Below are 23,712 nucleotides of genomic sequence, written 5' to 3' on the forward strand. Positions count from 1 at the left end.
ACGTCGACATCATCGGTGGGATCGTTACGCTCGGCAACATGACGCTCGAGGAGGTCACCGACCGGCTCTACGCACTTGACCCCGCCGAGTTCGTCGCGGCGCGCGACGAGCAGGTCAAGGCGGCGCGCGCGGACGGCAACAGACAGCTGGCCACGGCGATCGGTAAATTGCGACGGCCGACCGTCGCGGCGTGGGCGGTCAACCTGCTGGCCCGCGAGGCGCCCGACGAGGTCGCGTCGCTGCTACAGCTCGGCGCCGCCCTGCAGGACGCGCAGCGCAGGCTCTCCGGGGAGCAGCTGCGCAGCCTGACCACCCAGCGGCAGCAGGTGGTGAATGCCTTGGCGCGCAAGACCGGTCAGCTGGCGGCCGAGCACGAGCGCCCGCTCGGCGAGGGGGTGCTGCGCGAGGTCGGGCAGACGCTGCACGCGGCCCTCGCCGACCCCGGCGTGGCCGAGGAGGTGCGCACCGGAACGCTGACGACCGCGGCCAACTACGAGGGCTTCGGGCCGGAGGGCCCGGCGCTCGCGGCGGTACCTGACGCGACCGCGCCGAAACAGCCCGCGCCGGAACGCAAGTCGGCCCAGGATCGCGCCGAGGCCGCCCGGCAGGAGTTGGACGACGCCCTCGAGGCCCTCGAATCCGCCCGGGAGGCACAGACTTCCGCCCAATCCGACCTCGACACCGCCACGACCCGATTGCATGAGGCGGACGATCGCATCGCATCCCTGCGCGCCGAACTGGACCGCGCCGAGGAACAGCGCCGCTTCGCCTCCGCGAGCGAACGCTCCGCCCAAGAGGCACTGCACAAGGCCGAACGCCAACTGGAACGAGTCGAACGCTGGGTGGAGAAGTCACGCACCCGAGTACCGGAGGAGTAAGGCCCACCCAACCGCCGTTCCGGCCATATACGTACCTCCACGTCCACTTCCAGCACGCGTGCCCCGCCGTCCCACTTCCAACACACGCCCGCCGCCCCTCCAGCACACACGCCCCTACCCCCTCATCCGGCACACCCTACTACCTCGTTCCCGACACGCCCCACCTCCCGATCCCGGCACACCCAACTACCTCGTTCCCGACACGCCCCACCTCCCCATCTCGGCACACCCAACTACCTCATTTCCCAACACGCCCACTTCCCCATCCCGGCACGCCCCACCTTCCCATCCCGGCACGCCCCCAGCTCCTCATCCCGGCATGCCCTACTTCCTCATTTCCGGCATGCTCTTGGCCGGAAACCTCAGTCGCGCAACGTCGCCGGGTACAGGTGCTCGTCCGGCGGAATCTCCGTACCGTCCAGCCATGCCGCGAAGAATCCGGACAGGTCGATCCCTGTCCTGGACTGCATGAACTCCCGGAATTCCGGCATCGAGGCGTTGCCGTAGGCGTGTGCCCGCACGAACTCGGCGATCGCGGGGAAGAAGACGTCGTCGCCGACGAGGTTGCGCAGGGCATGCAGGAACAGCGGGCCCCGGTAGTAGACCGCGGTGAATTCCTTTTCGGCACCGGGGTTTTGCAGGCGCGTCTCCCACCGCTCGGGTGCGTCCCGGAACTTCGCCACGGTCTCGCGATACAGCGCGTCGACATCCTCGCCCTCCTTGCGCTCCGGCCACAGGTAGTCGGCGGTATAGCTGGCGAAGCACTCGTTCAGGCAGACGTCCGACCACTGCCGCACCGACAGCGAGTCACCCCACCACTGATGGGCGTTCTCGTGGACGAGCGTGTTGAGATCGGTCCACGGCGCGTAGGTCGGCCGGGTCTGGGTTTCCAGCGAGATCTTCAGATCGGTGTCGATGTAGATCCCACCGGCACTGTCGAACGGGTATGGGCCGTAGAGCGATTCGAGGAAGTCGAGCACCTCGGGCAGGCGCTCCTCCAGTTCCCGGTGCTTCACCGCCTGCGGGGCGAACGCGCTGACCAGCGGCGTGCCGTCGGCCCGACGCTGCTCCAGGAACTCGAACCGGTCGATGGCGACGGTGGTGAGGTAGCCCAGCGTCGGATGCCGCACCGCCCACCGCACGGTCCGCTTCGCGCCCACGGCCGCGTCGCTTACCTTCAGCCCGTTCGAAACGACATCCCACTCTTGTGGAACCGTCACTGTCAGATCGAAAGTTGCCTTGTCCAAGGGTGTGTCGTTGAGCGGGTACCACGTCGTGGCCGAATGCGGCTCGCCCGCAACGAAAGCGCCGCCGCTGGGCGAGAGCGTCCAGCCGTTGCCCGGGTTGTCGCCCTGGGTCCCGGCGTATTCGACGGTCACGGTGAACGGCAGTCCGGGCAGCACCGGCACCGCCGGGGTGACGGTCAGCTTGTGCTCGCCCTCGCGGGCGAATCCGGCCGGGAGATCGTTCACCGAGACCTTCGAGACCTTGGGGCCCGCGAAATCCAGGGAGAACATCCGCAGCGCCTGCGTCGCAACGGCATTCACCCGCGCGGTGCCCGCCAGTCGATGACTGGGCGGGTCGTAGTCGATCGCGAGAGCGTAGTGCTCGACCTGATATCCGCCGTTGCCGTCATCGGGATAGTAGGGGTCGCCGAGCCCGGCGGCACCCACGAACGGGTCGGCCGCGGCCCGCGCCGACGCGGGCTGTCCGACCATCGGTGCGACCGGGGCGGCCGCGACCAGCAGTCCGGCCGCGAGGCAGCGCAACCAAGTGTGTGAAGCCATGCAGCGAGCCCCTTTCCGGCACGGGCGTGCCGACCGTCGCTCGATGCTAGTGGGCTCAATGGCTGGTGCCCGAGACCGCCACGCTCGCGCCCATGCCGATGATCATGACGCCGCCCGCGCCGCCGACGGCCTCCAGCCGCTTCGGCGAGCGGGCGAACCAGTCGCGGGCGGTACCGGCCAGCAGCGCCCACAGGCTGTCGGACACCAGCGCGATGACAAGGAACACCACGCCGAGAATCAGCATCTGCACGGGTATCGGCCCCGCCGCCGGATCGACGAACTGCGGCAGCACGGCGGAGAAGAAGATAATCGCCTTCGGGTTCGTCACACCCACGAGGAAGCCTTGCCGGAACACCCGGCGATTCCGCGCGGGCTGCCGGGTCACGTTCGACATCGCCGCACGCAGCGACCGTCGCTCCCGGATGGACTGCACACCGAGATAGATCAGGTACAGCGCGCCGGTGAACTTGACGATGTTCAGCGCGATCGACGACGCCGCCACGAGCGTGCCGAGACCGGCCGCCACCAATGTCAGCACCACCTGCACGCCGCAGGAATGACCGGCCACCGAGATCAGTGCCGCCCGCTTGCCGTCGGTGAGGGCGCGGCCGATCGTGAACAGCACACCCGGGCCGGGAATGACGATGAGGACCGTGGCCGCGACCAGAAACGTCAGCAGATTGGTGACCGGTAGCACCACGTCAGTCTATTGAGGGCCGCAACCCCGCGGGACGGATTCGATCAGCCCCGAAGTTCCCCGGGCAACTGCTGCGGATCCAGCAGCAGCCGTTTGGAATCCACCTTCCGCACCTTCTCGGCCAGGGCGAGATTGTCGGTCAGCAGCTTCCATTCGACGTCGCTGATCGCCGCGCGGGCCCGGTCGATCTCCGCCATGTCCCGGGTGCCCCAGGCGATGGGCATGGCGCTGACCGCCTGGCGCAGATCGCCGACCGACCGCGGTGCGCGATCGGCGCGCACCGTGACCGCCGGGACCTGCTCACCCGGCCACTGCCGATGGCCCGGGAGCGCCCGCACCACCCGGGTGATCAGCGCATAACGCGGGTCACAACCGGGCTTGGCGATATTGACCAGCGCCAGCAGAGTGACGCCGCGGGAGTGCTTGTCCGACACCACCGCGGGCACCAGGTCGCCCTCGGCGTACAGCTTCTCGATGCGGGAGCGGTACGGCGTCCACACCGCCACGAACAGCGCGATGATCGTGCCCAGCGCGAAGGCGACCGCGAGCAGGAACGAGTACGGGTGGCTCAGCCAGATCAGGCCCGCGGTCCCCAGCCCGAGCACGATGGCCGCGGCGAATCCCAGGATGCGCAACCGGCGGATGGACGCGAGCACTTCGTTCACCGCTCGCGCGTGGTCGCGGTCCACCGCGAATTCGAAGCGTCGCACGTCTCATGTCCTTACCATATGCGGAGGCCGTCTCTCCGGTAAACAGTCTACGGTGACGCGGCCCGCCGTTATCCGATCGCCGGACCCAGCAGGTCGTCCGCGTCGGTGATGCGGTAGGCATATCCCTGCTCCGCGAGGAAACGTTGCCGGTGCGCGGCGTATTCGGCGTCCAGGGTGTCACGCGCGACGACGGAATAGAAGTGTGCCTGACCCCCATCGTGTTTCGGGCGCAGCAGCCGCCCGAGGCGCTGCGCCTCTTCCTGGCGGGAGCCGAAGGTCCCCGAAACCTGCACCGCCACAGATGCTTCCGGCAGGTCGATGGAGAAGTTGGCGACCTTGCTCACCACCAGCACCGGAATCTCGCCGTTGCGGAAGGCGTCGAACAGCGCCTCGCGTTCCTTGTTGCGGGTGGAACCCTGGATGACCGGGGCGTTCAGGTGCTCGCCCAGTTCGTCCAGCTGGTCGAGATAGGCGCCGATCACCAGGCTCGGGGCGTCCTTGTGCCGGGCCAGAATCGACTCGACCACCGGGAGTTTCGTGCGTGCGGTGGAGCACAGCTTGTAGCGCTCGTCCGGTTCGGCGGTGGCGTAGCTCATGCGCTCGGCGTCGGTGAGCGTCACTCGCACCTCGACGCAGTCGGCCGGGGCGATCCAGCCCTGCGCCTCGATGTCCTTCCACGGCGCGTCGTAGCGCTTGGGGCCGATCAGCGAGAACACGTCGCCCTCGCGGCCGTCCTCGCGGACCAGGGTGGCCGTGAGGCCGAGGCGACGGCGCGACTGCAGGTCGGCCGTCATCCGGAAGACCGGTGCGGGCAGCAGATGCACCTCGTCGTAGATGACCAGGCCCCAGTCGCGACTGTCGAACAGTTCCAGGTGTTTGTACTCGCCCTTGGTCTTGCGTGTGATCACCTGGTACGTGGCGATGGTGACCGGGCGGACCTCCTTGCGCTCGCCGGAGTACTCGCCGATCTCCTCCTCGGTGAGCGACGTGCGCGCCAGCAGTTCGCGCTTCCACTGCCGCCCGGCGACGGTGTTGGTGACCAGGATCAGCGTGGTGGCCCCCGCCTTGGCCATCGCGGCCGCCCCGACCATCGTCTTCCCGGCGCCGCACGGCAGCACCACCACGCCCGAGCCCCCGGCCCAGAACGACTCCGCCGCCATCTCCTGGTAGTCGCGCAAGTGCCATTCGTGAGTGCCGAAGTCCAGCTCGATCGGGTGGGCCTCGCCGTCTACGTACCCGGCCAGGTCCTCGGCGGGCCAGCCGATCTTCAGCAGCATCTGCTTGATGCGCCCGCGCTCGGAGGGATGCACGATCACGGTGTCGTCGTCGATGCGCTCGCCGAACATCGGCTGGATCTTCTTGTGCCGCAGCACCTCCTCCAGCACCGCCCGGTCCAGGCTCACCAGTACCAGCCCGTGCGCCGGATGCTTCACCAGCTGCAACCGGCCGTACCGGGCCATCGTGTCGACGATATCGACCAGTAGCGGCTGCGGCACCGCGTACCGCGAATAGTTGACCAGCGCATCGACCACCTGCTCGGCATCGTGCCCCGCCGCCCGCGCATTCCACAGCGCCAGCGGCGTCACCCGATAGGTGTGCACATGCTCGGGCGCGCGCTCCAACTCCGCGAACGGCGCAATAGCCTGCCGCGCGGCATCGGCCTGCTCGTGGTCGATCTCGAGCAGCAGTGTCTTATCGCTCTGCACGATGAGCGGTCCGTCGGTCACGGCGCCTCCTGAGGATTTCGGGCCGTGGTCCATTGTTCCCGATCGGACCGACACGACCGCGCGAGCCGCCCATTGTTCTCTATGGGCGCAGCTCGCGCGGCCTGGCGGGGTGGTCGGAGGATGAAGAAACCGGCCATGCCGCCCAGGACGGCGCCGACGACCAGGGTTCAGGACCTACGGCAGATCCCCTCCGGCCACCCGTCCGCCGGTCCCACCGGATCGGTGGCCAGGCGTCCCGCGATCCACACATCGCGCCGCCGCCCGCGCTGTTCACCGCCGAGGCGAAGCAACCCCTCGTAGCGGAAGCCGGTCCGGCGCGCGACGGCGGCCGAGGGGTGGTTGCCGACCATGGCGCGCCATTCGATGCGCTGCAGGGCCATCCCGTCGGACCTGAACCCGAAATCGCAGGCCAACCGCACCGCCCGCGTCATCAGGCCGCGCCCTCGCACCCGCGGACTCAGCCAGAAGCCGATCTCGGCGGCCGCACTCTCGTGGCCGCCGTGCAGCACCATGCCCATCACGCCGACCATGCCTACGACCGGCCCGTCCACCGATTCCCGCACCGCCCAGGTCGGCCGGGCGGCGTCCCAGCCCGGCGCGACGATCTCGGCCAGAAACATCTCCGCGTGCTCGCGGCGATACGGCACCGGGATAGTGGTCCACTCCCCGATGGACGGCTCCTGACAGCACTCCACGATGGCGTCGATATCGGCCGCGATCGGCCGCGAGAGCCAGACCGTGCCGTCGCTGAGCCTGGTGTCCACCATGTCGCCATGCTGTCACGCGGGCGGTGTGCGGACCCAATCCTTTTCGCTGCCGGGACCGCTGGTCGAGGCGATATCGACCCGACCGTAGAATCCCGACAATGGTTGCCGCTCTGCTCGCCGATCTCTTCGAATCCCATCGGGCGCACCTGCTCTCGGTGGCCTATCGGCTGACCGGCAGCGTGGCCGACGCCGAGGACGCGGTGCAGGAGAGCTGGCTGCGGCTGGCCACCGCGCGGCAGTCCGAGATCGAGGACCCGCGCGCCTGGCTGACCACGGTGGTGAGCCGAATCTGCCTGGACCGCCTGCGCAGCGCGGCCGTGCGGCGGGAGACCTATGTCGGCGAATGGCTACCGGAGCCGGTGGTCACCGCCACCAAGCCGTCGCAGCAGCCCGACCCGCTGGAAGCCGTTGTCCGCAAACAGGACTGCCGCCTCGCCGCGCTGGTGGTCCTCGATACGCTGACCCCGCCGCAGCGCATGGCCTTCGTCCTGCACGACGGCTTCTCGGTGCCGTTCGACGAGATCGCCGCCATCCTCGACATCTCCCCCGAGGCCGCCCGCCAGCTCGCCACCCGCGCCCGCAAATCCGTTGCCCGCCAACCGGAACCAGCCCCGGACGCCGAGCACACCGCCGCGGTCCAGAAGCTGCTGGAGGCGCTGTACTCCGGCGATCTCGCGTCGGTGGTGGCGGCCCTGCATCCGGACGCCGTATTCACCGCCGACGCGGGCGGTACGACCCGCACGGCGATCCGGACCATCGTGGGCGCGGAGAAGATCGCCCGCCTGATCATCGCGCTGCAGCGCATGTACGGCTTCGACCTGCTCGGCCCGGACGCGGTGGCCTTCGAATTCGTCAACGTGAACGGGCAACTGGGTGCGCTGCTGCCCGAACGCGCACCGCGCGACGGCATCCCGGGCACGCCCGCCCGCGTCATCGGATTCACCGTCCGCGACGGATTGGTCTGGGGCACCTACGATCTGGTCAATCCGGCGAAGCTGCGCGGTATCCGGCTGCCGCGGTAGCCCGGCGGACCAGCCGCCGACCTTGCCCGGCATGTCGTACTGCCTTGACGATCCTCGCACATCCAGTACTGCCTGGCGCACCGCTCAGGCCGCGTCGCCGAACCCGTCGTAGTCGATGCCGAGCAGTTCGCACACCGCGCGCAGCTCGGCCACGTGCTCTCCCGGGATGGCGTGAATATGGTTGGCGCCGAAGCGGTTCAGGAACTCACCGGCATCGACGTGCAGCCGTGCGAAGGCGTGCGGCCACTCGAAGGTCGACATCCGCATCATCGCCTCGTTCGTCGCGGCGTCGTAGTGCTCGAATTCGCCGCGCATGACCTGCATGCGGTAGCGACCGTCGAGGCGGGTGAGCCGGGCCAGCGTGAACTCCCCCGGCGCGGCCAGATGATGCACCGCGGCGCCGCCCGCCGGGAAGAAGAACACCTCGGGATAGAGATGCGTCTTGGCCAGATTCTCCAGCGGGTCGTCGGAGCGGGCGGCGAACCAGGTGGCGTGCTGGCCGGAATTGCACAGATCCCAGACGTCCTTGTCGGCGTGGTAGTGCCGGACGTCGGCGAACAGCACCGGCGTGCCGGACAGCCCCTTGAGCAGCTGCATCGTCAGCGCCGCGTCCATATCGGATTCGGTCGAGGTGACGTGGGTGGGCTTGGGGCCGTCCCAGTCGTAGGGGTCGTTGAGGAAGGCCTCGGTGATGTCCATCGTGGCGAAGTGGTTGGTCAGCTCGGGCTGGCCCTTGATGCCGGAGAAGTCCAGGCGCCACTCGGCGATTAGCTCGGTCATCGCGTAGTAGGAACGGATCTGGCGTTCCAGGGTCTCGGGGGTGAGGCTCTTGCCGTCGTAATGCACTCCGGCGGCGTTCTTTTCGAGCCACTCCCGGGCGCCGCGCACGCGGCTCGCCTCCACCAGATCGCTGCGACGCACCAGCTCCCACTGATCGATCTCCTCGACATCGACGCCGAAGGTGCGCATCCACTGGTCGGTATTGGCGACCGCGGTGTACATACCCATCGGGCGGCCGCCGATGCGGCCGAAGGTCGACCCGCGCAGCGCTTGGGTGGCGGCGGCCGCGCGGACCCGCGTCAGAATCCGGTCCCGGGTCGCCGGATCACCGATATCGCCCCACGCGCGGGTGTGACGGCGGCCTACCTGGTCGAGAGCGCCACCGGCGGCGAGCATTCCGACCATCCCGGGCTGCACCGGGTCCAGCCCGCCGAGCAGCAGCAGCGGTCCGCTGGTGGCCTCCGCCGCGAGCATCGTGAAATGCGGGAAAGCCCATACGGCGTAATGGAATACGGTCAGGTCGACGCGTTGATCGGCAAGCCACCGGGCCTGGCTGGTGGCCAGCTGGTTGTCGCTCACCGTCTCCGCGACGACGACCTCGTGCCCGGCCTCGCGCAGCGCATCGGCCACGGTCGCCGCCGACTGTGCGATGAATCCGGTGATGCCCTGGTGTACGAAGTCGCGTCCGTCGGACATCGACAGCAATCCGATGCGAGCCATTTCGGCCTCCTCGCCCCCTCGGTGGGGTGCCCCACCCGAGTGTGACATGGATCTCAGAAAACGATTTCTCGCTACCATAGGTTCGTCGGGTCGAGCCGGTCAAGGCCGGATTCTCGAGTTCACGGCGCGCGAAGGTGGTGAGGCATGGCGGTGACGATCCGCGAGGTCGCGGCGCTCGCGGGTGTCTCCGCGGCCACCGTGTCCCGGGTTCTCAACGGCGATCCGCGCGTCGCCGAGGATTTGCGCGAGCGCGTCGATGCCGCCGTGGCGAAGCTGGGCTACCGGCCCAACAGCCAGGCCCGCTCGCTGCGCACCCGGGCGACGAGGGTGCTGGGCCTGATCATCGCCGATATCCAGAATCCGTTCTTCACCGCGCTGGCCCGCGGTGTGGAGGACGCGGCGAGCGAGCGCGATTACTCGGTGGTGCTGGCCAATTCCGACGAGAGCCTGGACAAGGAGCAGCGCTATCTGGAGGTCGCCGCGGCCGAGCGCATGGCGGGGGTGATCCTGGCCCCGTCGTCCACCACGGCCAGCCGCATAGACGCGCTCACCGATCGCGGCATCCCGGTGGTGGCCATCGATCGGCGCCTGCGCCGGGCCGATATCGACAGCGTCACCGTGAACAACCAGAAGGCGGCGCAGCAGGCCGTGGACCATCTCGTCGCCGCGGGCGCCCGGCGCATAGCGATGATCACGGGACCCGCCGACGCCTCGACGGCGACCAGCCGCCTGGCGGGCTATCGCGCCGCACTGCGCGCCGCCGGGCTGCGCCCCGACCCGGCCCTCGAGGTGCGCGGCGACTATCGCATCGAGGGCGGGCGCGCCGCCGCCCGCACCCTGCTCGCCCGCCCCGGCCGTCCCGACGGCCTGTTCGTCGGCAACAACCTGATGATGGTCGGCGCCCTGGCGGCCCTGGCCCAGGCCGGGGTCACCTTCCCCGACGACCTGCTGCTGGCCGGATTCGACGAGATGAGCTGGGCTGGCTTCGCCCCGCCGATCACCCTGGTAGAACAGCCCAGCTACGAAATCGGCCGCCGCGCGACCGAACTCCTCCTCCGCCGCGTCTCCGGCGACCACTCCCCACCCCAGCGCCTCGTCCTCCCCGCCCACCTCCGCCCCCGCGCCAGCACCCACCGCCCCGCCATAGCCTGACTCCCCGCCCCCTCGCACCCCGCGCACATTCGCGCACCCGCCACAGCTGCTGCAACCCGTGCGGGAACACGCACGAGGTGCGAGAACAACCGCACACACCACGGCCCACCGCACGCGCATCGACCCCGTCTGCGCCACGGGACAAACTCTTCGCACCCCGTGCACGTTCGCGCACCCGCTGCAGTTGCTGGAGGCGGTGCGGGAAAGGGCGCGGGGTGCGGGAACGGGCGTGGGGGTGGGTTGGGGGGCAGGTTACGTTGGTGCGTATGGAGGAGAGTGCGACCGTGGCTCGTTTGCGTCCGTTCGGGGCGACGATCTTTGCCGAGATGACCGAGCTCGCCGTCGAGCACGGAGCGGTCAATCTGGGGCAGGGGTTCCCGGATACCGACGGGCCCGCGGCCGTGCTGGAGGCGGCCCGCCAGGCCATCGCCGATGGCGTCAATCAATATCCGCCCGGGCGCGGCATGCCCGGGCTGCGGCGGGCGATCGCGGCGGATCGGGCGCGGCGCTACGGCATCGACTACGACCCCGGCAGCCAGGTACTGGTGACCGTGGGCGCCACCGAGGCGATCGCGGCCTCGATCCTCGGGCTGGTGGAGCCGGGCGAGGAAGTGGTGCTGATCGAGCCGTACTACGACTCCTACGCCGCGGCGGTCGCATTGGCCGGGGCAACCCGGCGCACCGCCCGGCTGATCCCCGACGGCACCGGATTCGCCCTCGACATCGACAGCCTGCGCGCCGCCATCACCCCGAGAACCCGGATGCTGCTGCTGAATTCGCCGCACAACCCGACCGGTACCGTACTCGGCCGAGGCGACCTGATGGCCATCGCCGAACTGGCCCGCGAGCACGACCTGCTGGTGGTGACCGACGAGGTGTACGAGCACCTGACCTTCGACGGCCACCAACACATCAGCATCGCGACACTGCCGGGCATGTTCGAGCGCACCGTCGTGATATCCAGTGCCGCAAAGACTTTCAGCGTCACCGGCTGGAAGATCGGCTGGGCCTGCGCACCCGCCCCGCTGATCGACGGCGTGCTCGCGGCGAAGCAGTTCCTCACGTTCGTCGGCGGCGGCCCGTTCCAGCCCGCCGTCGCCCACGCCCTCGAACACGAGATGGCCTGGGTCGCGGCGCTGCGTGATTCGCTGTCGGAGAAGCGAATCCTGCTCTCCCAGGCGCTATCCGACGCCGGGTTCGATGTGAAGCGAAGCGACGGCACCTATTTCGTCTGCGCCGACATCTCCGCACTGACCGACCACGACGCCCACACCTTCTGCCGCGAACTCCCCGAGCGCCTGGGCGTCGCGGCCGTCCCCCTGAGCGTCTTCGCCGACGACAAGAACTCCTGGAACCGCCTGGTGCGCTTCGCCTTCTGCAAACAGGACAGCACCCTCACCGAGGCAGTCCGCCGCCTCCACACCGCACATCCCGCACGGTCGACGACCCCCTGACTCGACCACCGAACTTTCCCGCGCCCCGTATCGACTCCCGCACGGGATGCGGGGACGTGCGCGGGGTGCGCGCAGGGGGTTCAGGCGGGGACGGGGCGGGCGCGGTCGGTGGCGAGGAGGACGGCGATCACGCCGAGCATGGCGCCGGTAACCCAGCGCTGGATCCGCAGCCAGAGCGGGCGGCCGCCGAGGAAGGCGGCGATGGCGCCGGAGCCGAGCACGATCAGTCCGTTCACCAGCAGCGCGACCGTGATCTGCACGGCGCCCAGGGACAGGCTCTGCAGCCACACCTGCCCGCGCGCGGGCACCACGAACTGCGGGATCAGTGCCATGTACATGATCGCGATCTTCGGATTGAGCAGATTGGTCACCAAACCCATCGTGAACAGCCGCCGCGCGGGATCGGCGGGAAGTTCGGACGGCGTGAAGGCCGACATCCCGCCGGGCCGCAGCGTTTTCCACGCCAGCCAGGCGAGATAGGCGGCGCCGGCGAGCTTCACCGTCAGATACAGGCCCGGCACCACCGCGAAGATCGCCGTGATCCCCACCGCGATCGCCACCAGGTAGATCAGGAATCCCACCGCGACCCCGGCCAGCGAGACGAACCCGGCGCGACGCCCCTGAGAGACCGTCCGCGACACCAGATACACCATATTCGGGCCGGGGGTGAGCACCAGTCCGAGCGCGGCCGCCGCCACACCCGCCACCGCGGTCATCTCGATCATGACGCCTATGCTGCTACGGCGGTCCCGCGGCTGTCACGAGCCAGTTCGCGACCGGTGGACCCCCTGCCGCCGCCAGCCGCACCCCGGCTATCGAGCCGGGATGTGCGGCAACGGGATTCGGGTCAGTCGCGCCGGGCGGCGACGGCGTCGGCGAGGCGGTCGAGCTGGATGGCGGTGGTGTCCCAGTCGAGACAGGCGTCGGTGATGGACCGGCCGTAGGCGAGGTCGGCGGCGCGTCCGAGGGTGAGGTCCTGCCGACCGGCGGCCAGGAAGCTCTCCATCATCAGCCCGACGACGCTGCGGTCCCCGGCGGCGAGCCGCTCGGCGATATCGGTGACGACGTCGACCTGCTTGGTGTGGTCCTTGTTGCTGTTGCCGTGACTGGCGTCGACCACGACCCGCTGCGGCAGCGACGCCTTCTCCAGGCGGATGCACGCCTCGGCCACCGAGGCCGCGTCGTAGTTGGGGCCGGTGCTGCCGCCGCGCAGGATCACGTGGCAGTCCGGATTGCCGACGGTGCGGATCAGCGCCGAACGCCCGTCCAGGCCGGTGCCGGGGAAAACGTGGCTGGCCGCGGCGGCGCGCACGCCGTCGACGGCCACCTGCACGTCGCCATCGGTGCCGTTCTTGATGCCGACCGGCATCGACAGCGCGCTGGCCAGTTGCCGGTGCACCTGACTGGCGGCCGTGCGAGCCCCGATCGCACCGTAGGAGACCAGGTCGGCGATGTACTGCGGGGTGATCGGATCGAGGAATTCGCACGCGACCGGCAGCCCCAAGGCGGTGATGTCCACCAGCAGCCGCCGCCCGAGACCGAGGCCCGTGTTGATGTCGAAGGTCCCGTCCAGGTGCGGATCGTTGATCAGGCCCTTCCATCCGAGCGTGGTGCGCGGCTTCTCGAAGTACACCCGCATCACCACGTGCAGCCGGTCCGACACCTCGGCGGCCTTGGCGGCCAGCCGCCGGGCGTAGTCCGTCGCGGCCTCGGGATCGTGCACCGAGCATGGGCCGACGATCACCATCAGGCGGTCGTCGGAGCCGTTCAGCACGTCGACGGTGGCCTGGCGGCCGGCGCGCACGGTCTCGGCGAGCGCCTCGTCGATCGGGTGGTCACGCCGCACGTCGGCGGGCGACAGCAGCGGGCTGATGCTCAGGGTGCGCTGATCGTCGAGATCCGCGACGGTCCCGGGTTTCGAGGGCGCATCGGCATCGGCGGCGTGGGTCATCGTGGGTTCCTTTTCTCAGGTCGACCCACCGAGAGCGCTTCCCGTCGAGCCGACTGGTCGTCCGGCTCGGGGTGGGAGAAGGTCAGCGCGGTTCACCGACCGGCCCACCCGGGGCCGGCTTCGTAAACCAGAAATACGCGCGCTGCACGATCGCGACTGTACCAGCCGCTGTCGCGCGCCTGAACAGATGCCCGACCGCCCGTGAGAACCGCCACACCCGTTCCCGACGCATGCGAGGCCGTGGACCTACCCGAACATCCCCGGCTCGTAGCTGCCTGCCGGGATACGCGAGATCACGTTCAGCCGGTTGTAGGCGTTGATCAGCGCGATCAGCGAGATGAGCGCGGCGATCTGATCGTCGTCGTAGTGCTTGCGCACCAGCGCCCAGGTCTCGTCGCTGACGCCGTGATGGGCATCGGCGAGGCGGGTGCCCTCCTCGGTGAGCGCGAGCGCGGCCCGCTCCTCGTCGGTGAACACGGTGGCCTCGCGCCAGGCGGCGACCAGATTGAGCCGCACCTGGGTCTCGCCCGCGGCCAGCGCGTCCTTGGAGTGCATATCGGTGCAGAATCCGCAGCCGTTGATCTGGCTGGCGCGCAGCTTCACCATTTCCTGGGTGGCGTGCGGCAGGGTCGACTGGTCGATCACCAGTCCGACATTGCCGACTCGCTTGACGACCTTCGCGCCGATCTCGTTGGCGTACAGGTTGAATCGGGGTTCCATCGCTGTCTCCTGACCTCGGGCCGCGGGGGCGCGGCGTCCGTATATGAAGGCGACGGCATGGCACCCCGAGCTGTGACAGCGACGGAAGGTGACCTGTGCCACAAACGGCCGATAGGTCAGCGGCGAGAGAAGGGGTAGGTGACCTTGGTCAGTTGCTCCGACAGCTCCCACAGCCGCCGAGCGGTGACCTCGTCGCGGGAGGCCGACGAAGATCCGCTGCGGCCGGGGTATCCGCGCAGGCCGCGCATTCCGGTGGGCCCGTAGAACGCGCCCGGCTCGATCTCGGCGGTGGCGGCGAACAGCGTTGGCAGCGCGCCCATCTCGGCGCTCTGAGCCAGCACCCGATTGCCCACCGCCATGATCCGATCCAGGAACGATTCGGTATGCGACTGCAATTCCGTTGCGGCATAACCGGGATGGGCCGCCACCGACACCTTGGCCGAACCGGCCGCGGTGAGCCGCCGCTGCAGTTCGTAGGCGAACATCAGATTCGCCAGCTTCGACTGGCCGTAGGCCTGCCAGCGTTCGTACCGGCGGCGTTCCCAGTTCAGGTCGTTCAGGTCGATCTTGCCGATCGCGTGCGCGCCACTGGAGACCGTGACGATCCGGTCGGTGATCTTGTCCAGCAGCAGGCCGGTCAGCGCGAAATGCCCGAGATGGTTTGTGCCGATCTGCATTTCGAAGCCCTCGGCGGTGCGGCGCAGCGGCACCGCCATCACCCCGGCGTTGTTGATCAGCACATCGGCGCGCTCGACCGATTCGGCGAACTGCCGAACCGATACCAGATCGGCCAGGTCCAAGCGGCGCACCTGGGCTCGCTCACCGAGCGAGTTCGCCACCGCGCGGGCCTTCACCTCGTCGCGGCAGGCCATGATCACCTGCGCACCGGCCGCGGTCAGCGCCCGGGTGGTCACCGCGCCGAGCCCGCTGTTGGCGCCGGTGACGATGAACGTGCGGCCACTCTGACCGGGGATGTCCGAAGTGTCCCAACCTGTCACGAAGACGAGTCTAGAGCGGTGACGCCCCGCCGTCTCCCGCCCGGCGGATGCGATCGTTCGGCAGCAATTAGCCCCCAATTAGCCCGAATGGTGATTCGGCCCGAAAGCGGCGTGTCCGGGCCCGAATGAACGCTACGTACCACCGACGATTGTACGGTCCGGCAGTATGGACACGATCATCTTCGCGGGTTTGCTCGCGGTGGTGGTGATGCTCTACCGGCAGCGGTCGCGCCGCTCGGTGCTGGCCGGATGGTGGATCGTGCTCGTCCTCACCCTCATCCTGCTGCGGCACCACATCACCAGTTCCCTCGGCCTGGGCCTCACCTGATGACCGCCGCGACCGAAGCGACGACACCGGCCGCCGGGCGACGGGTTCCTGGCCGCGGTCATCGCGATCAAGCTGGTCGCCGTCTTCCTGGAGGAGGGCTTGCACTGGTTCCTGCCCGACGACCCGGAGCGGTACCAGCTCTTCTACGACCTGCGCATCCTGAGCTGACCACGGTACGGTCCGACGCCGTGAGATAGGGTTGCCTAACCTATATGGCAGCGACCCAGTACCACCGTGAGCGTGAGGCAGTACCGATGACAGCGACACCCATCAGAAATCACCGCGACGGCTTCGTGCCGATGCCGGACGAGTTCGCCGAGGCTTATCGCGCCGCCGGGTACTGGACGGGGCAGCCGCTCGGGGAATTGCTGCGCGCGGCGGCGCGGCAGTGGCCCGACCGCCCGGCGCTGCACGGCAACAACGGCACTCGCACCTACGCGGAGCTGGACTCCGAGGCGGACCGCATGGCGTACGGCTTCGTGGCGCTGGGCATCACGCCCGGCGACCGGGTGGTGGTGCAGCTGCCGAACGTGCCCGAATTCGTCCCGGTGTTGTTCGGACTGCTGCGGGCGGGCGCCATCGCGGTGCTGACACTGCCCGCGCACCGCCGCGCCGAGATCGAGCATCTCACCGAATTGTCCGGCGCCGTGGCGTATATCCTCGCCGACCAGGCGGGCGACTTCGACCTTCGCGCGCTGGCGGCCACCGTCGCCGAACAGGTGCCGTCCCTGCGGCATGTGCTGGTGCTGGGCGAGGCCGGGCCCTTCACTGACCTGAATTCGATTCCCCGCGACCATGGTTCACTGCCCGAGCCGGATCCGAGCGATATCGCCCTGATGCTGGTCTCCGGCGGCACCACCGGCCTGCCCAAGCTGATCGCCCGCACGCACGACGACTACGCCTACAACGCCCGCGCCTCCGCCGAGGTCTGCGCACTGGACCCCGACGACGTGTATCTGGCGAGTCTGCCCGCGGCACACAACTTTCCGCTGGCGTGCCCCGGCATCTTGGGCGTCATCGCGACCGGCGGTTCGATCGCCTTCACCGCCGACCCGAGTCCGGAGACGGCCTTCGCCGCCATCGAACGCCACCGGGTGACGGTGACCGCCGTGGTGCCGCCGCTGGCGCAACTGTGGTGCGCCGCAACCGAATGGGAGTCGGCCGACCTGTCCTCGCTGCGGCTGCTGCAGGTCGGCGGCGCCCGGTTGGCGGAGGTCAACGCCCGCGACGTGGAACCCGCGCTGGGCGTGCGGCTGCAGCAGGTGTTCGGCATGGCCGAGGGCCTGCTCAACTACACCCGCCTCGACGACGACATCGACCTCGTGTGCACCACCCAGGGCCGTCCGCTCTCCCCCGCCGACGAGGTGCGCGTGGTCGACGGCGACGGCAACGACGTGACCGACGGCGAGGAGGGCGAGCTGCTCACTCGCGGCCCCTACACCATCCGCGGCTATTACCGTGCGCCGGAACACAATTCCCGCGCCTTCACCCCGGACGGCTACTACCGCAGCGGGGATCTGGTGCGGCGGCTGCCCAGCGGGCACCTGGTCGTCTCCGGCCGGATCAAGGACGTGATCAACCGCGGCGGCGAGAACGTCTCCTGCGACGAACTCGAGGAGCATCTGCTCGCCCACCCGGCCGTCCGCCACGCCGCCGCGGTCGGACTGCCCGATCCCGTGCTCGGCGAGAAGGTCTGCGCCATCCTCGTCGTGGACGGCGACCTGCCCACCCTCGCCGAGATCAAGCAGTTCCTCACCGACCGCGGCCTGGCCGCCTACAAACTCCCCGACGTCCTGCGCCAGGCCGACACCCTCCCCGTCACCGCGGTCGGCAAGATCGACAAGAAGGCCCTCCGCGCCCAGGGCTGAACGACCCGGCTGAACGACCCACCCGAGGTCAGGCCTCCACCACGTAGGGCGCTACGCTGCCCAACTTTTCGCAGGTTTCCTCGAATTCGCGGTCGGGGGTGGACTGGGCGACGATGCCCGCGCCCGCGCGCAGCCAGGCGCCCTCGGCGGTCTGGTAGACCGCGCGCAACACCAGGGTGGCCTCGAGCGCGCCGGTCGGCGAAACCGTCACCACCGCACCGGAGTACAGGCCGCGCGGATCATGATCGAGGCGGAAGACCGCGTCGACGCCGTCCCGCTTCGGAATGCCGGACGCGGTGACCGAGGGAAAGAGCGTTTCCAGTGCGTCCCAGGAGGTTCGGCCGGGCTCGAGGCGGCCGCGCACGGTGGAGGCCAGGTGCTGCACGCTGCCGCGCTCGCGCACGGCCATGAAGTCCGATACCGCGGTGGTTCCGGGCACGGCTACCGCGGCGATCTCCGCGAACGAGGTCTGCACCGAAATCGCGTGCTCCACGATCTCTTTGGGATCGGAGACCAGATCCGCGCGGGCCGCCCGGTCGGCCTCCGGACCGCGCCCGAAGGCCCGGGTTCCCGCGAGCGGCTCCGTGGTCACCACGCGCTCGCCGTCGACGGCGGCCACCAGTTCGGGGCTGAACCCGGCCGCCTCCAGCACGCCCAGGCGCAACAGGAACGACCGCGCGGGCGTGTTGTTCGCCCGGCCCAGCCGATAGGTCGCGGGGACGTCCACCACGAACGGCAGCTCCACCTTGCGCGACAGAATCACCTTTTGGTATTTGCCGTCCCGGATCTCGCCGACCGCCTCGGCCACCCGGTTCCGGTAGGCCGTGGGATCGATGGTGATATCGGCCTGACGCGGCAGCGGCAGCGCGGAACCCTGCGCGGCGGCGACGAGTTCGTGAATCTCGGCGGCCTCGCCCGGCGTGGCGCCGGCAACCCGCACACCGGTCGCGTCGATCCGCACCTCGATGCGAGGAATCATCAGATGCGCCAGCGGCGTGCGCTCCGGCAGGTGCGCGGTCGCCGCCAGCGACCAGGCGCAGAACTCGAACCCGATCCAGCCGTAGGTGTTCCGCCCGGACAGCGGCAGCGCCGCCAGCGCCCGATCGATCACCTCCGCCGGGCGGCCCGACCACGAGGTCGCCGTGGCGCGGCCGTCCCACGCGACACGCAGTTCGTGCGCATCGAGCTCGACGCTGCCGATCGGATCGGCCGCGAAGACCCACTCGCCCGGCCGCTCGTACATGACGTACTCGCCGAAACGGTCGGCCGCCGCCAGCGCCGCTACCGCCGCGGCCGGATCCTCGACCCCTCGGCTCACCGTTGTGGATGTCGCCCCCGGATCGTTTTCATACCCGATCAGCACTCGCTCGTCCGTGGTCGACACCATTCCTCCAAGGTTATGCTTACCTTACTTTAACTGGTGAGGTTAGCATTACCTGTCTTGGTAGTCGTTGTGCCGACGGGCACACTCTCCGCCTCAACCTCCTGCGCAATGGGCGCGAACCGGGCTTCAATGGGGAACATCACTTGATGAAGGGTTCCCGCATGATCGATGACCGCGCCGATGTTCCGACGGCGACGCCCGAGACCGCACCGAACTCGGTGGTCGCGCTGGTGGACGCCGCCTCGCCGACCGAACGCGAACTGATCGGCGGCTGGCTGGCCGAGGGCGGTGTCGCCGCGGAACTCGGTGTCGACGCGCCGGTGACCCAGATCGACCTGGACGCGGCGCCGGTGGCGGCCCGGCTGGTCGGGCGGCTCGACGACCCGCTGGTGGTCCCCGTCCGGGTACTGTGGCTGCCGCCGGAGCGAGACGGCGTGCGCCGCATCACCTTCGCCGACCTGGCCACCCTGTCCAACCCGCGGAAACCGCACCGGCTCCTGCAGCGCCGCCTGATCGCCAAGGCGCCGGACCGCCACCTCGTGCTCACCGGGCAGCCCGCCCGGCTCAGCGAGCTGCGCGCGAACAACGCGGCCGTCGCCGGTACGGCGGAACCGTTCGCCCGCGCCATCGTGCGCGCCGGGATCGTGGCGCTCGAGCGGGCCGAGCGCGCCGTGATCGGCGACCGGTACAAGGTGCCCCGGCTGGTCGCCGAGGAGATCCTCGACTCGCCGGAGTTCCTGCGCCGCCTCGACGCCATCGCCGGACATCTCGGGACGGGCCCCCGCGAGGTGTACCGGCGCGCGGAAAAGGCGCTGCAGGAACTGGTCGCGGCGCAGAGCCGCCTGGTGTCGGACCTGTTCACCCAGGCCATGCGCCCGGTGCACGCCTCCACCTGGAAGGTCGACTGCGATCCGAGCGGGCTGGCGGCGCTGCGGCGGCTCAACCGCCGCTACCCGCTGGTGTTCCTGCCCTCGCACCGCTCCTACGTGGACGCCTTCGTGCTCGGGGATACGCTGGCCCGCAACGACTTTCCACCCAATCATGTGATCGGCGGCGCGAACCTGCGCTTCTGGCCGATCGGCCCGATCGCGCGCCGCACCGGAACCGTGTTCATCCGCCGCAGCTTCGGTGACGACGAGGTGTACAAAGCGGTGGTCGAGGAGTACTTCGCCTACCTGCTGGCCAAGCGGTTCAACCTGGAGTGGTACTTCGAGGGCGGCCGCACCCGCACCGGCAAGCTGCGCCCGCCCCGCTACGGCCTGCTGAATTACCTTGCGGCGGCGATTCGCTCGCGCCGTGTCGACGATGTGATGCTGGTTCCCGTGTCGATCACCTACGAGCGGCTCAACGAACTCGGCGCGATCGCCACCGAGCAGTCCGGCGGGGCCAAGAAACCCGAGGGCCTGACCTGGCTGGCGCGCTATGTCCGCAGCCAACAGCATTCGGCGGGCCACGTGTACATGCGATTCGGCGCGCCGCTGTCGGCGCGGGAACGCCTTGCCGCACACGGCGATCCGCTGGTCCCCGATCCGGGTCCCAGCGCCGCGGCCGACGCGCCCGAGCGCGATCAGGAACGTAAGGCGGTCCAGCGGCTGGCCTTCGAGGTCGCCGTCGGGATCAACCAGGTCACCCCGATCACCGTCAACGCACTGGTCACCCTCGCGCTGTTGGGCGTGCACGAGCGCGCCCTCACCCTCGGCGAGGTGCGCCGGGTGCTGGAACCGGTGCGCGACTACATCCGGCGCAGCGAGCTGCCCGGTGGCGAACTCGACACGCTGCGTGACGATCACGGGCTGGCCGTGGTGCTCGAGCAGCTGTCGCTGGCGAAGGTGGTGACGGTCTATCGCGGCGGACTGGAGCCGGTGTACTCGATCGAGGCCGGGGCGCATCTCGAGGCGGCGTTCTATCGCAACAGCGCGGTGCACTGGTTCGTCAATCGCGCCATCCTCGAACTGGCCATCCTGGCCGCGGTGGAGGCGCCCGAGGGCGAGCAGCTGCAGGCGGGCTGGGATACCGCCTTCCGGCTGCGCGATCTGCTGAAGTTCGAGTTCTTCTTCCCCGAGCGCGCCGAGTTCGCCGACCGGATGACCGCGGAGATCCAACTGGTGGACAAGGATTGGAAGCAGCGCACCGCGGGCGGCACGGTCGGCGCCGACGTCCTGGCCACGCTGACCGAGACCGGATTCATCATGGCCCACCGGGTCCTGCGCTCGTTCTTCGACGCGCAACTGGTGGTGGCGGACCGGCTGGCCGCCCGCGACGGCGCGGTGGCGCCGCAGGACCGCAAGCAGTTCATCGACGAATGCCTGGCCGTGGGCCGCCAGATGCTGTTGCAGCAGCGCCTGCACAGCACCGAATCGGTCTCCTCCGAATTGTTCTCCACCGCACTGAAACTCGCCGACAATCACGGCCTGCTCGAGGCGACGTCCGACGGCGCGGAGCTGACGGCCCGTCGCCGCGCCTTCGCCGACGAGCTGCGCACGATCGGCGCCCGCATCTCGCGCGCGGCGGCCCTGGACCCGTCGAACCGGCTGGAGGTGTCATGACCCAGTGGACCGTCGACGAGGCCGTCGCCGCCATCGGCTCCGGGCCCCATGGGCCGCGGATCGCCGCGATCTTCGATTTCGGCGGCACCGTCGTGCACGGCTTCACCCCGCGATCGGCCCTCCGGCGCCTGCTGCGCCGCCGCGATGCCCCGCGCGTCCTGGCGGATTCCCTGCTGACCAGCATTCGCGGCGCCCGCGGCGAGGGCGAGTACGAGCGGTTCCTGCAGCGCGTCATGCACCTGTGGGCCGGGCGTTCGGAGCAGGACCTCGCCGCACTCGGGGAGCGACTGTTCCGCGGAACGATCTACGGCCACCTGTATCCGGAGGCGTGGCGGCTGATCCGCGCGCACGAGGCGGCCGGGCACACCCTGATCCTGGCCACCTGCCTGACCCGCTTCCAGGTACTGCCCGCGGCCGCCGAACTGGGAATCGAGCACGTGCTCTACACCCCGATGGCCACGCAGGACGGCGTGCTCACCGGGTACGTGGACGACAAGCCGCTGTGGCGCAGCGGGAAGGCCGATGCGGTGCGCCGCTTCGCGGCCGAGCGGCGCCTCGACCTGAGCGACAGCTACGCCTACGCCGACGCCGCGCCGGACCTCCCGCTGCTCGAGCTGGTCGGGCGGCCGCGCGCGGTGAATCCGGATCCCCGCACGGCGATCGAGGCGGGCGAGCGCGACTGGCCCGAACTCGGCTTCCGGCCCCGCGCGGCGGCCGGGGCCGGTGACATCGCCCGCACCGCAGCGGGTTTCGCGGCCCTGCTCGGCGGCGCCGCGCTCGGGGTGGCGGCCCAGGCGCCGACTCGCGAGCGGCAGCGCATGGCCGACGCGATGATGCGCCGCGCCGCCGGCGCCACGCTGCGCGCCACGGGGGTGCGGGTGCGAATCACCGGCGCGGAGCACGCCCGCGACGCACGGCCCGCGGTGTTCCTGTTCAACCACCAGAGCCAGTTCGACATGGTGGTGCTGGCCGAGGTGCTGGGGTCGGGGTTCACCGGAATCGTGAAGAAGGAGGTCACCGGCAACCCGGTCTTCGGTCCGCTGATGCGGTTCGCCGGTGCGACATTCATCGATCGCGCCGATACCGCGGGCACACGGGCCGCGCTGGCGCCGGTGGTGGAGACCCTGCGCGGCGGGCTATCGATCGTCATCGCGCCGGAGGGCACCCGATCGCTGACACCGCGGGTGGGCCCGTTCAAGAAGGGGGCGTTCCATATCGCCGTCCAGGCCGGTGTGCCGATCGTCCCGGTGGTGATCCGCAACGCGGGCGAGATCGCCTGGCGCAATTCGGCGATCGTGCGCAAGGGCACCGTCGACGTGGCGATACTGCCGCCGATCGACGTCAGCGGCTGGGATCCCGGCGCGATGGATGCCGAAATCGAGCGGGTCCGACAGCTTTTCGTGGACACCCTGCTCGACTGGCCCGCGCCCGAGCCGCTGCGGCAGCGCTAGACGGAGCGTCCGAACAGCAGCTTCCACGGCATCAGGGCCGATTCCAGCTGCACCTTGAGGCTCATCTTGGAGGCGCCCTTGGTGCGCTCCTCGAACCGGATCGGCACCTCGGCGATCGCGATGCCCTGCTTGATGGTCCGGTAGTTCATCTCGACCTGGAAGGAGTAGCCGTTGCTGTGGATCGAGGCGACGTCGATGGCACGCAACGTGTCGGCCTTCCACGCCTTGAACCCGGCGGTGGCGTCCTTGACGCCCAGCCGCAGGATCAGGTTCACGTAGAAGTTGGCCCAGGCCGACAGCGCCTTGCGGTACCACTTCCACTCCGAAGCGGTCGAGCCGCCCGGGACGTACCGCGAGCCCAGCACCACACCCGCGTCGGAGGTCTCCAGCTTGTCCAGCATGGCCGGGATCACCTCGGCCGGATGCGACAGGTCGGCGTCCATCTGGATGACGATGTCGGCGCCTTCGTCGAGCGCCTTGGTGATACCGGCGATGTAGGCGCGGCCGAGCCCGTCCTTCTCGGTCCGGTGCAGCACGCTCACGACGCTGGGCAGTTCGGCGGCGAGCTTGTCGGCGACGTCGCCGGTGCCGTCCGGCGAGCTGTCGTCGACGACCAGGACGTGCAGGTCGGAGACCGGTAGCGCGGTCAGCCGCTCCACCGCCACCGGCAGGTTCTCCCGCTCGTTGTAGGTAGGCACCACCACGGTCACCTTCACAAGTCGCCCTCCGCTCGATTCGACCCGATTCTGCTCACCCGCGCGCGTGCGGGCAC

Annotated in this window: 20 protein-coding genes; 8 read left to right on the top strand and 12 right to left on the bottom strand. The window is 69.6% G+C overall.

The features are described from left to right. Window positions 1-38 precede the first annotated feature (38 nt). Entirely contained in the window at window positions 39-878 is an 840-nt protein-coding gene (locus ACYVLQ_RS21845) for a hypothetical protein (protein WP_460699365.1), read from the top strand. 362 nt (window positions 879-1,240) lie between these two features. Here ACYVLQ_RS21845 and ACYVLQ_RS21850 read toward each other — a convergent pair whose 3' ends face one another. The 5 genes from ACYVLQ_RS21850 to ACYVLQ_RS21870 form a co-directional block, all read right to left on the bottom strand. Then, window positions 1,241-2,665, bottom strand: coding sequence for a M1 family metallopeptidase (locus tag ACYVLQ_RS21850; protein ID WP_460699366.1), 1,425 nt, complete (start codon window positions 2,663-2,665; stop codon window positions 1,241-1,243). Between the two features lie 55 nt (window positions 2,666-2,720). Then, on the bottom strand, window positions 2,721-3,362 hold the full coding sequence (locus ACYVLQ_RS21855) for a LysE family translocator (protein WP_460699367.1): 642 nt from the start codon (window positions 3,360-3,362) through the stop codon (window positions 2,721-2,723). Between the two features lie 44 nt (window positions 3,363-3,406). Further along, entirely contained in the window at window positions 3,407-4,072 is a 666-nt protein-coding gene (locus ACYVLQ_RS21860) for a DUF3239 domain-containing protein (RefSeq protein WP_460699368.1), read from the bottom strand. A 68-nt stretch (window positions 4,073-4,140) separates the two neighbouring features. Then, window positions 4,141-5,799: a DNA repair helicase XPB gene (locus tag ACYVLQ_RS21865; protein ID WP_460699369.1), complete on the bottom strand. Its 1,659-nt coding sequence runs from the start codon at window positions 5,797-5,799 to the stop codon at window positions 4,141-4,143. Between the two features lie 167 nt (window positions 5,800-5,966). Continuing rightward, window positions 5,967-6,566, bottom strand: a complete 600-nt coding sequence (locus ACYVLQ_RS21870) for a GNAT family N-acetyltransferase (protein ID WP_460699370.1) — start codon at window positions 6,564-6,566, stop codon at window positions 5,967-5,969. 98 nt (window positions 6,567-6,664) lie between these two features. Here ACYVLQ_RS21870 and ACYVLQ_RS21875 point away from each other — a divergent pair, with 98 nt between their 5' ends. Next, window positions 6,665-7,588, top strand: coding sequence for a sigma-70 family RNA polymerase sigma factor (locus ACYVLQ_RS21875; protein ID WP_460699371.1), 924 nt, complete (start codon window positions 6,665-6,667; stop codon window positions 7,586-7,588). A gap of 84 nt (window positions 7,589-7,672) precedes the next feature. On the opposite strand, the gene ACYVLQ_RS21880 is transcribed toward ACYVLQ_RS21875, so the two are convergent. Then, complete coding sequence (locus ACYVLQ_RS21880) at window positions 7,673-9,088, bottom strand: L-fucose/L-arabinose isomerase family protein (protein ID WP_460699372.1); 1,416 nt, start codon at window positions 9,086-9,088, stop codon at window positions 7,673-7,675. A 144-nt stretch (window positions 9,089-9,232) separates the two neighbouring features. Here ACYVLQ_RS21880 and ACYVLQ_RS21885 point away from each other — a divergent pair, with 144 nt between their 5' ends. Beyond that, window positions 9,233-10,240 (top strand): LacI family DNA-binding transcriptional regulator, encoded by a 1,008-nt coding sequence (locus tag ACYVLQ_RS21885; RefSeq protein WP_460699373.1) that lies wholly within the window; start codon window positions 9,233-9,235, stop codon window positions 10,238-10,240. A 266-nt stretch (window positions 10,241-10,506) separates the two neighbouring features. Next, the gene (locus ACYVLQ_RS21890) at window positions 10,507-11,694 is read left to right on the top strand and encodes a pyridoxal phosphate-dependent aminotransferase (protein ID WP_460699374.1); all 1,188 of its coding nucleotides are present in this window, start codon (window positions 10,507-10,509) and stop codon (window positions 11,692-11,694) included. Between the two features lie 80 nt (window positions 11,695-11,774). On the opposite strand, the gene ACYVLQ_RS21895 is transcribed toward ACYVLQ_RS21890, so the two are convergent. The 4 genes from ACYVLQ_RS21895 to ACYVLQ_RS21910 form a co-directional block, all read right to left on the bottom strand. Further along, a complete protein-coding gene (locus ACYVLQ_RS21895) occupies window positions 11,775-12,419 on the bottom strand; it encodes a LysE family translocator (protein WP_460699375.1) in 645 nt (214 codons plus the stop codon). 122 nt (window positions 12,420-12,541) lie between these two features. Continuing rightward, a complete protein-coding gene (locus ACYVLQ_RS21900) occupies window positions 12,542-13,645 on the bottom strand; it encodes a 3-deoxy-7-phosphoheptulonate synthase (protein WP_460699376.1) in 1,104 nt (367 codons plus the stop codon). A gap of 246 nt (window positions 13,646-13,891) precedes the next feature. After that, entirely contained in the window at window positions 13,892-14,365 is a 474-nt protein-coding gene (locus ACYVLQ_RS21905; RefSeq protein WP_460699377.1) for a carboxymuconolactone decarboxylase family protein, read from the bottom strand. A gap of 116 nt (window positions 14,366-14,481) precedes the next feature. Beyond that, window positions 14,482-15,363: an oxidoreductase gene (locus ACYVLQ_RS21910; RefSeq protein ID WP_460699378.1), complete on the bottom strand. Its 882-nt coding sequence runs from the start codon at window positions 15,361-15,363 to the stop codon at window positions 14,482-14,484. A 166-nt stretch (window positions 15,364-15,529) separates the two neighbouring features. On the opposite strand from ACYVLQ_RS21910, the gene ACYVLQ_RS21915 reads away from it, so the two are divergent. Both ACYVLQ_RS21915 and ACYVLQ_RS21920 read left to right on the top strand, forming a co-directional pair. Further along, window positions 15,530-15,691, top strand: a complete 162-nt coding sequence (locus tag ACYVLQ_RS21915) for a DUF5993 family protein (RefSeq protein WP_460699379.1) — start codon at window positions 15,530-15,532, stop codon at window positions 15,689-15,691. A 254-nt stretch (window positions 15,692-15,945) separates the two neighbouring features. Beyond that, entirely contained in the window at window positions 15,946-17,559 is a 1,614-nt protein-coding gene (locus ACYVLQ_RS21920) for a (2,3-dihydroxybenzoyl)adenylate synthase (RefSeq protein WP_460699380.1), read from the top strand. Between the two features lie 28 nt (window positions 17,560-17,587). Here ACYVLQ_RS21920 and ACYVLQ_RS21925 read toward each other — a convergent pair whose 3' ends face one another. Then, complete coding sequence (locus tag ACYVLQ_RS21925) at window positions 17,588-18,943, bottom strand: salicylate synthase (RefSeq protein WP_460699595.1); 1,356 nt, start codon at window positions 18,941-18,943, stop codon at window positions 17,588-17,590. A gap of 161 nt (window positions 18,944-19,104) precedes the next feature. Here ACYVLQ_RS21925 and ACYVLQ_RS21930 point away from each other — a divergent pair, with 161 nt between their 5' ends. Together ACYVLQ_RS21930 and ACYVLQ_RS21935 are read left to right on the top strand one after the other, a co-directional pair. Beyond that, window positions 19,105-21,489, top strand: a complete 2,385-nt coding sequence (locus ACYVLQ_RS21930) for a glycerol-3-phosphate 1-O-acyltransferase (RefSeq protein ID WP_460699381.1) — start codon at window positions 19,105-19,107, stop codon at window positions 21,487-21,489. Further along, window positions 21,486-22,940 (top strand): HAD-IB family hydrolase, encoded by a 1,455-nt coding sequence (locus tag ACYVLQ_RS21935; RefSeq protein ID WP_460699382.1) that lies wholly within the window; start codon window positions 21,486-21,488, stop codon window positions 22,938-22,940. The genes ACYVLQ_RS21930 and ACYVLQ_RS21935 overlap by 4 nt, the downstream gene beginning before the upstream one ends. Here ACYVLQ_RS21935 and ACYVLQ_RS21940 read toward each other — a convergent pair. After that, entirely contained in the window at window positions 22,937-23,638 is a 702-nt protein-coding gene (locus tag ACYVLQ_RS21940) for a polyprenol monophosphomannose synthase (RefSeq protein WP_460699596.1), read from the bottom strand. The two genes, ACYVLQ_RS21935 and ACYVLQ_RS21940, sit on opposite strands and share 4 nt — an antisense overlap. Window positions 23,639-23,712 lie beyond the last annotated feature (74 nt).

Source organism: Nocardia thraciensis (assembly GCF_054782435.1).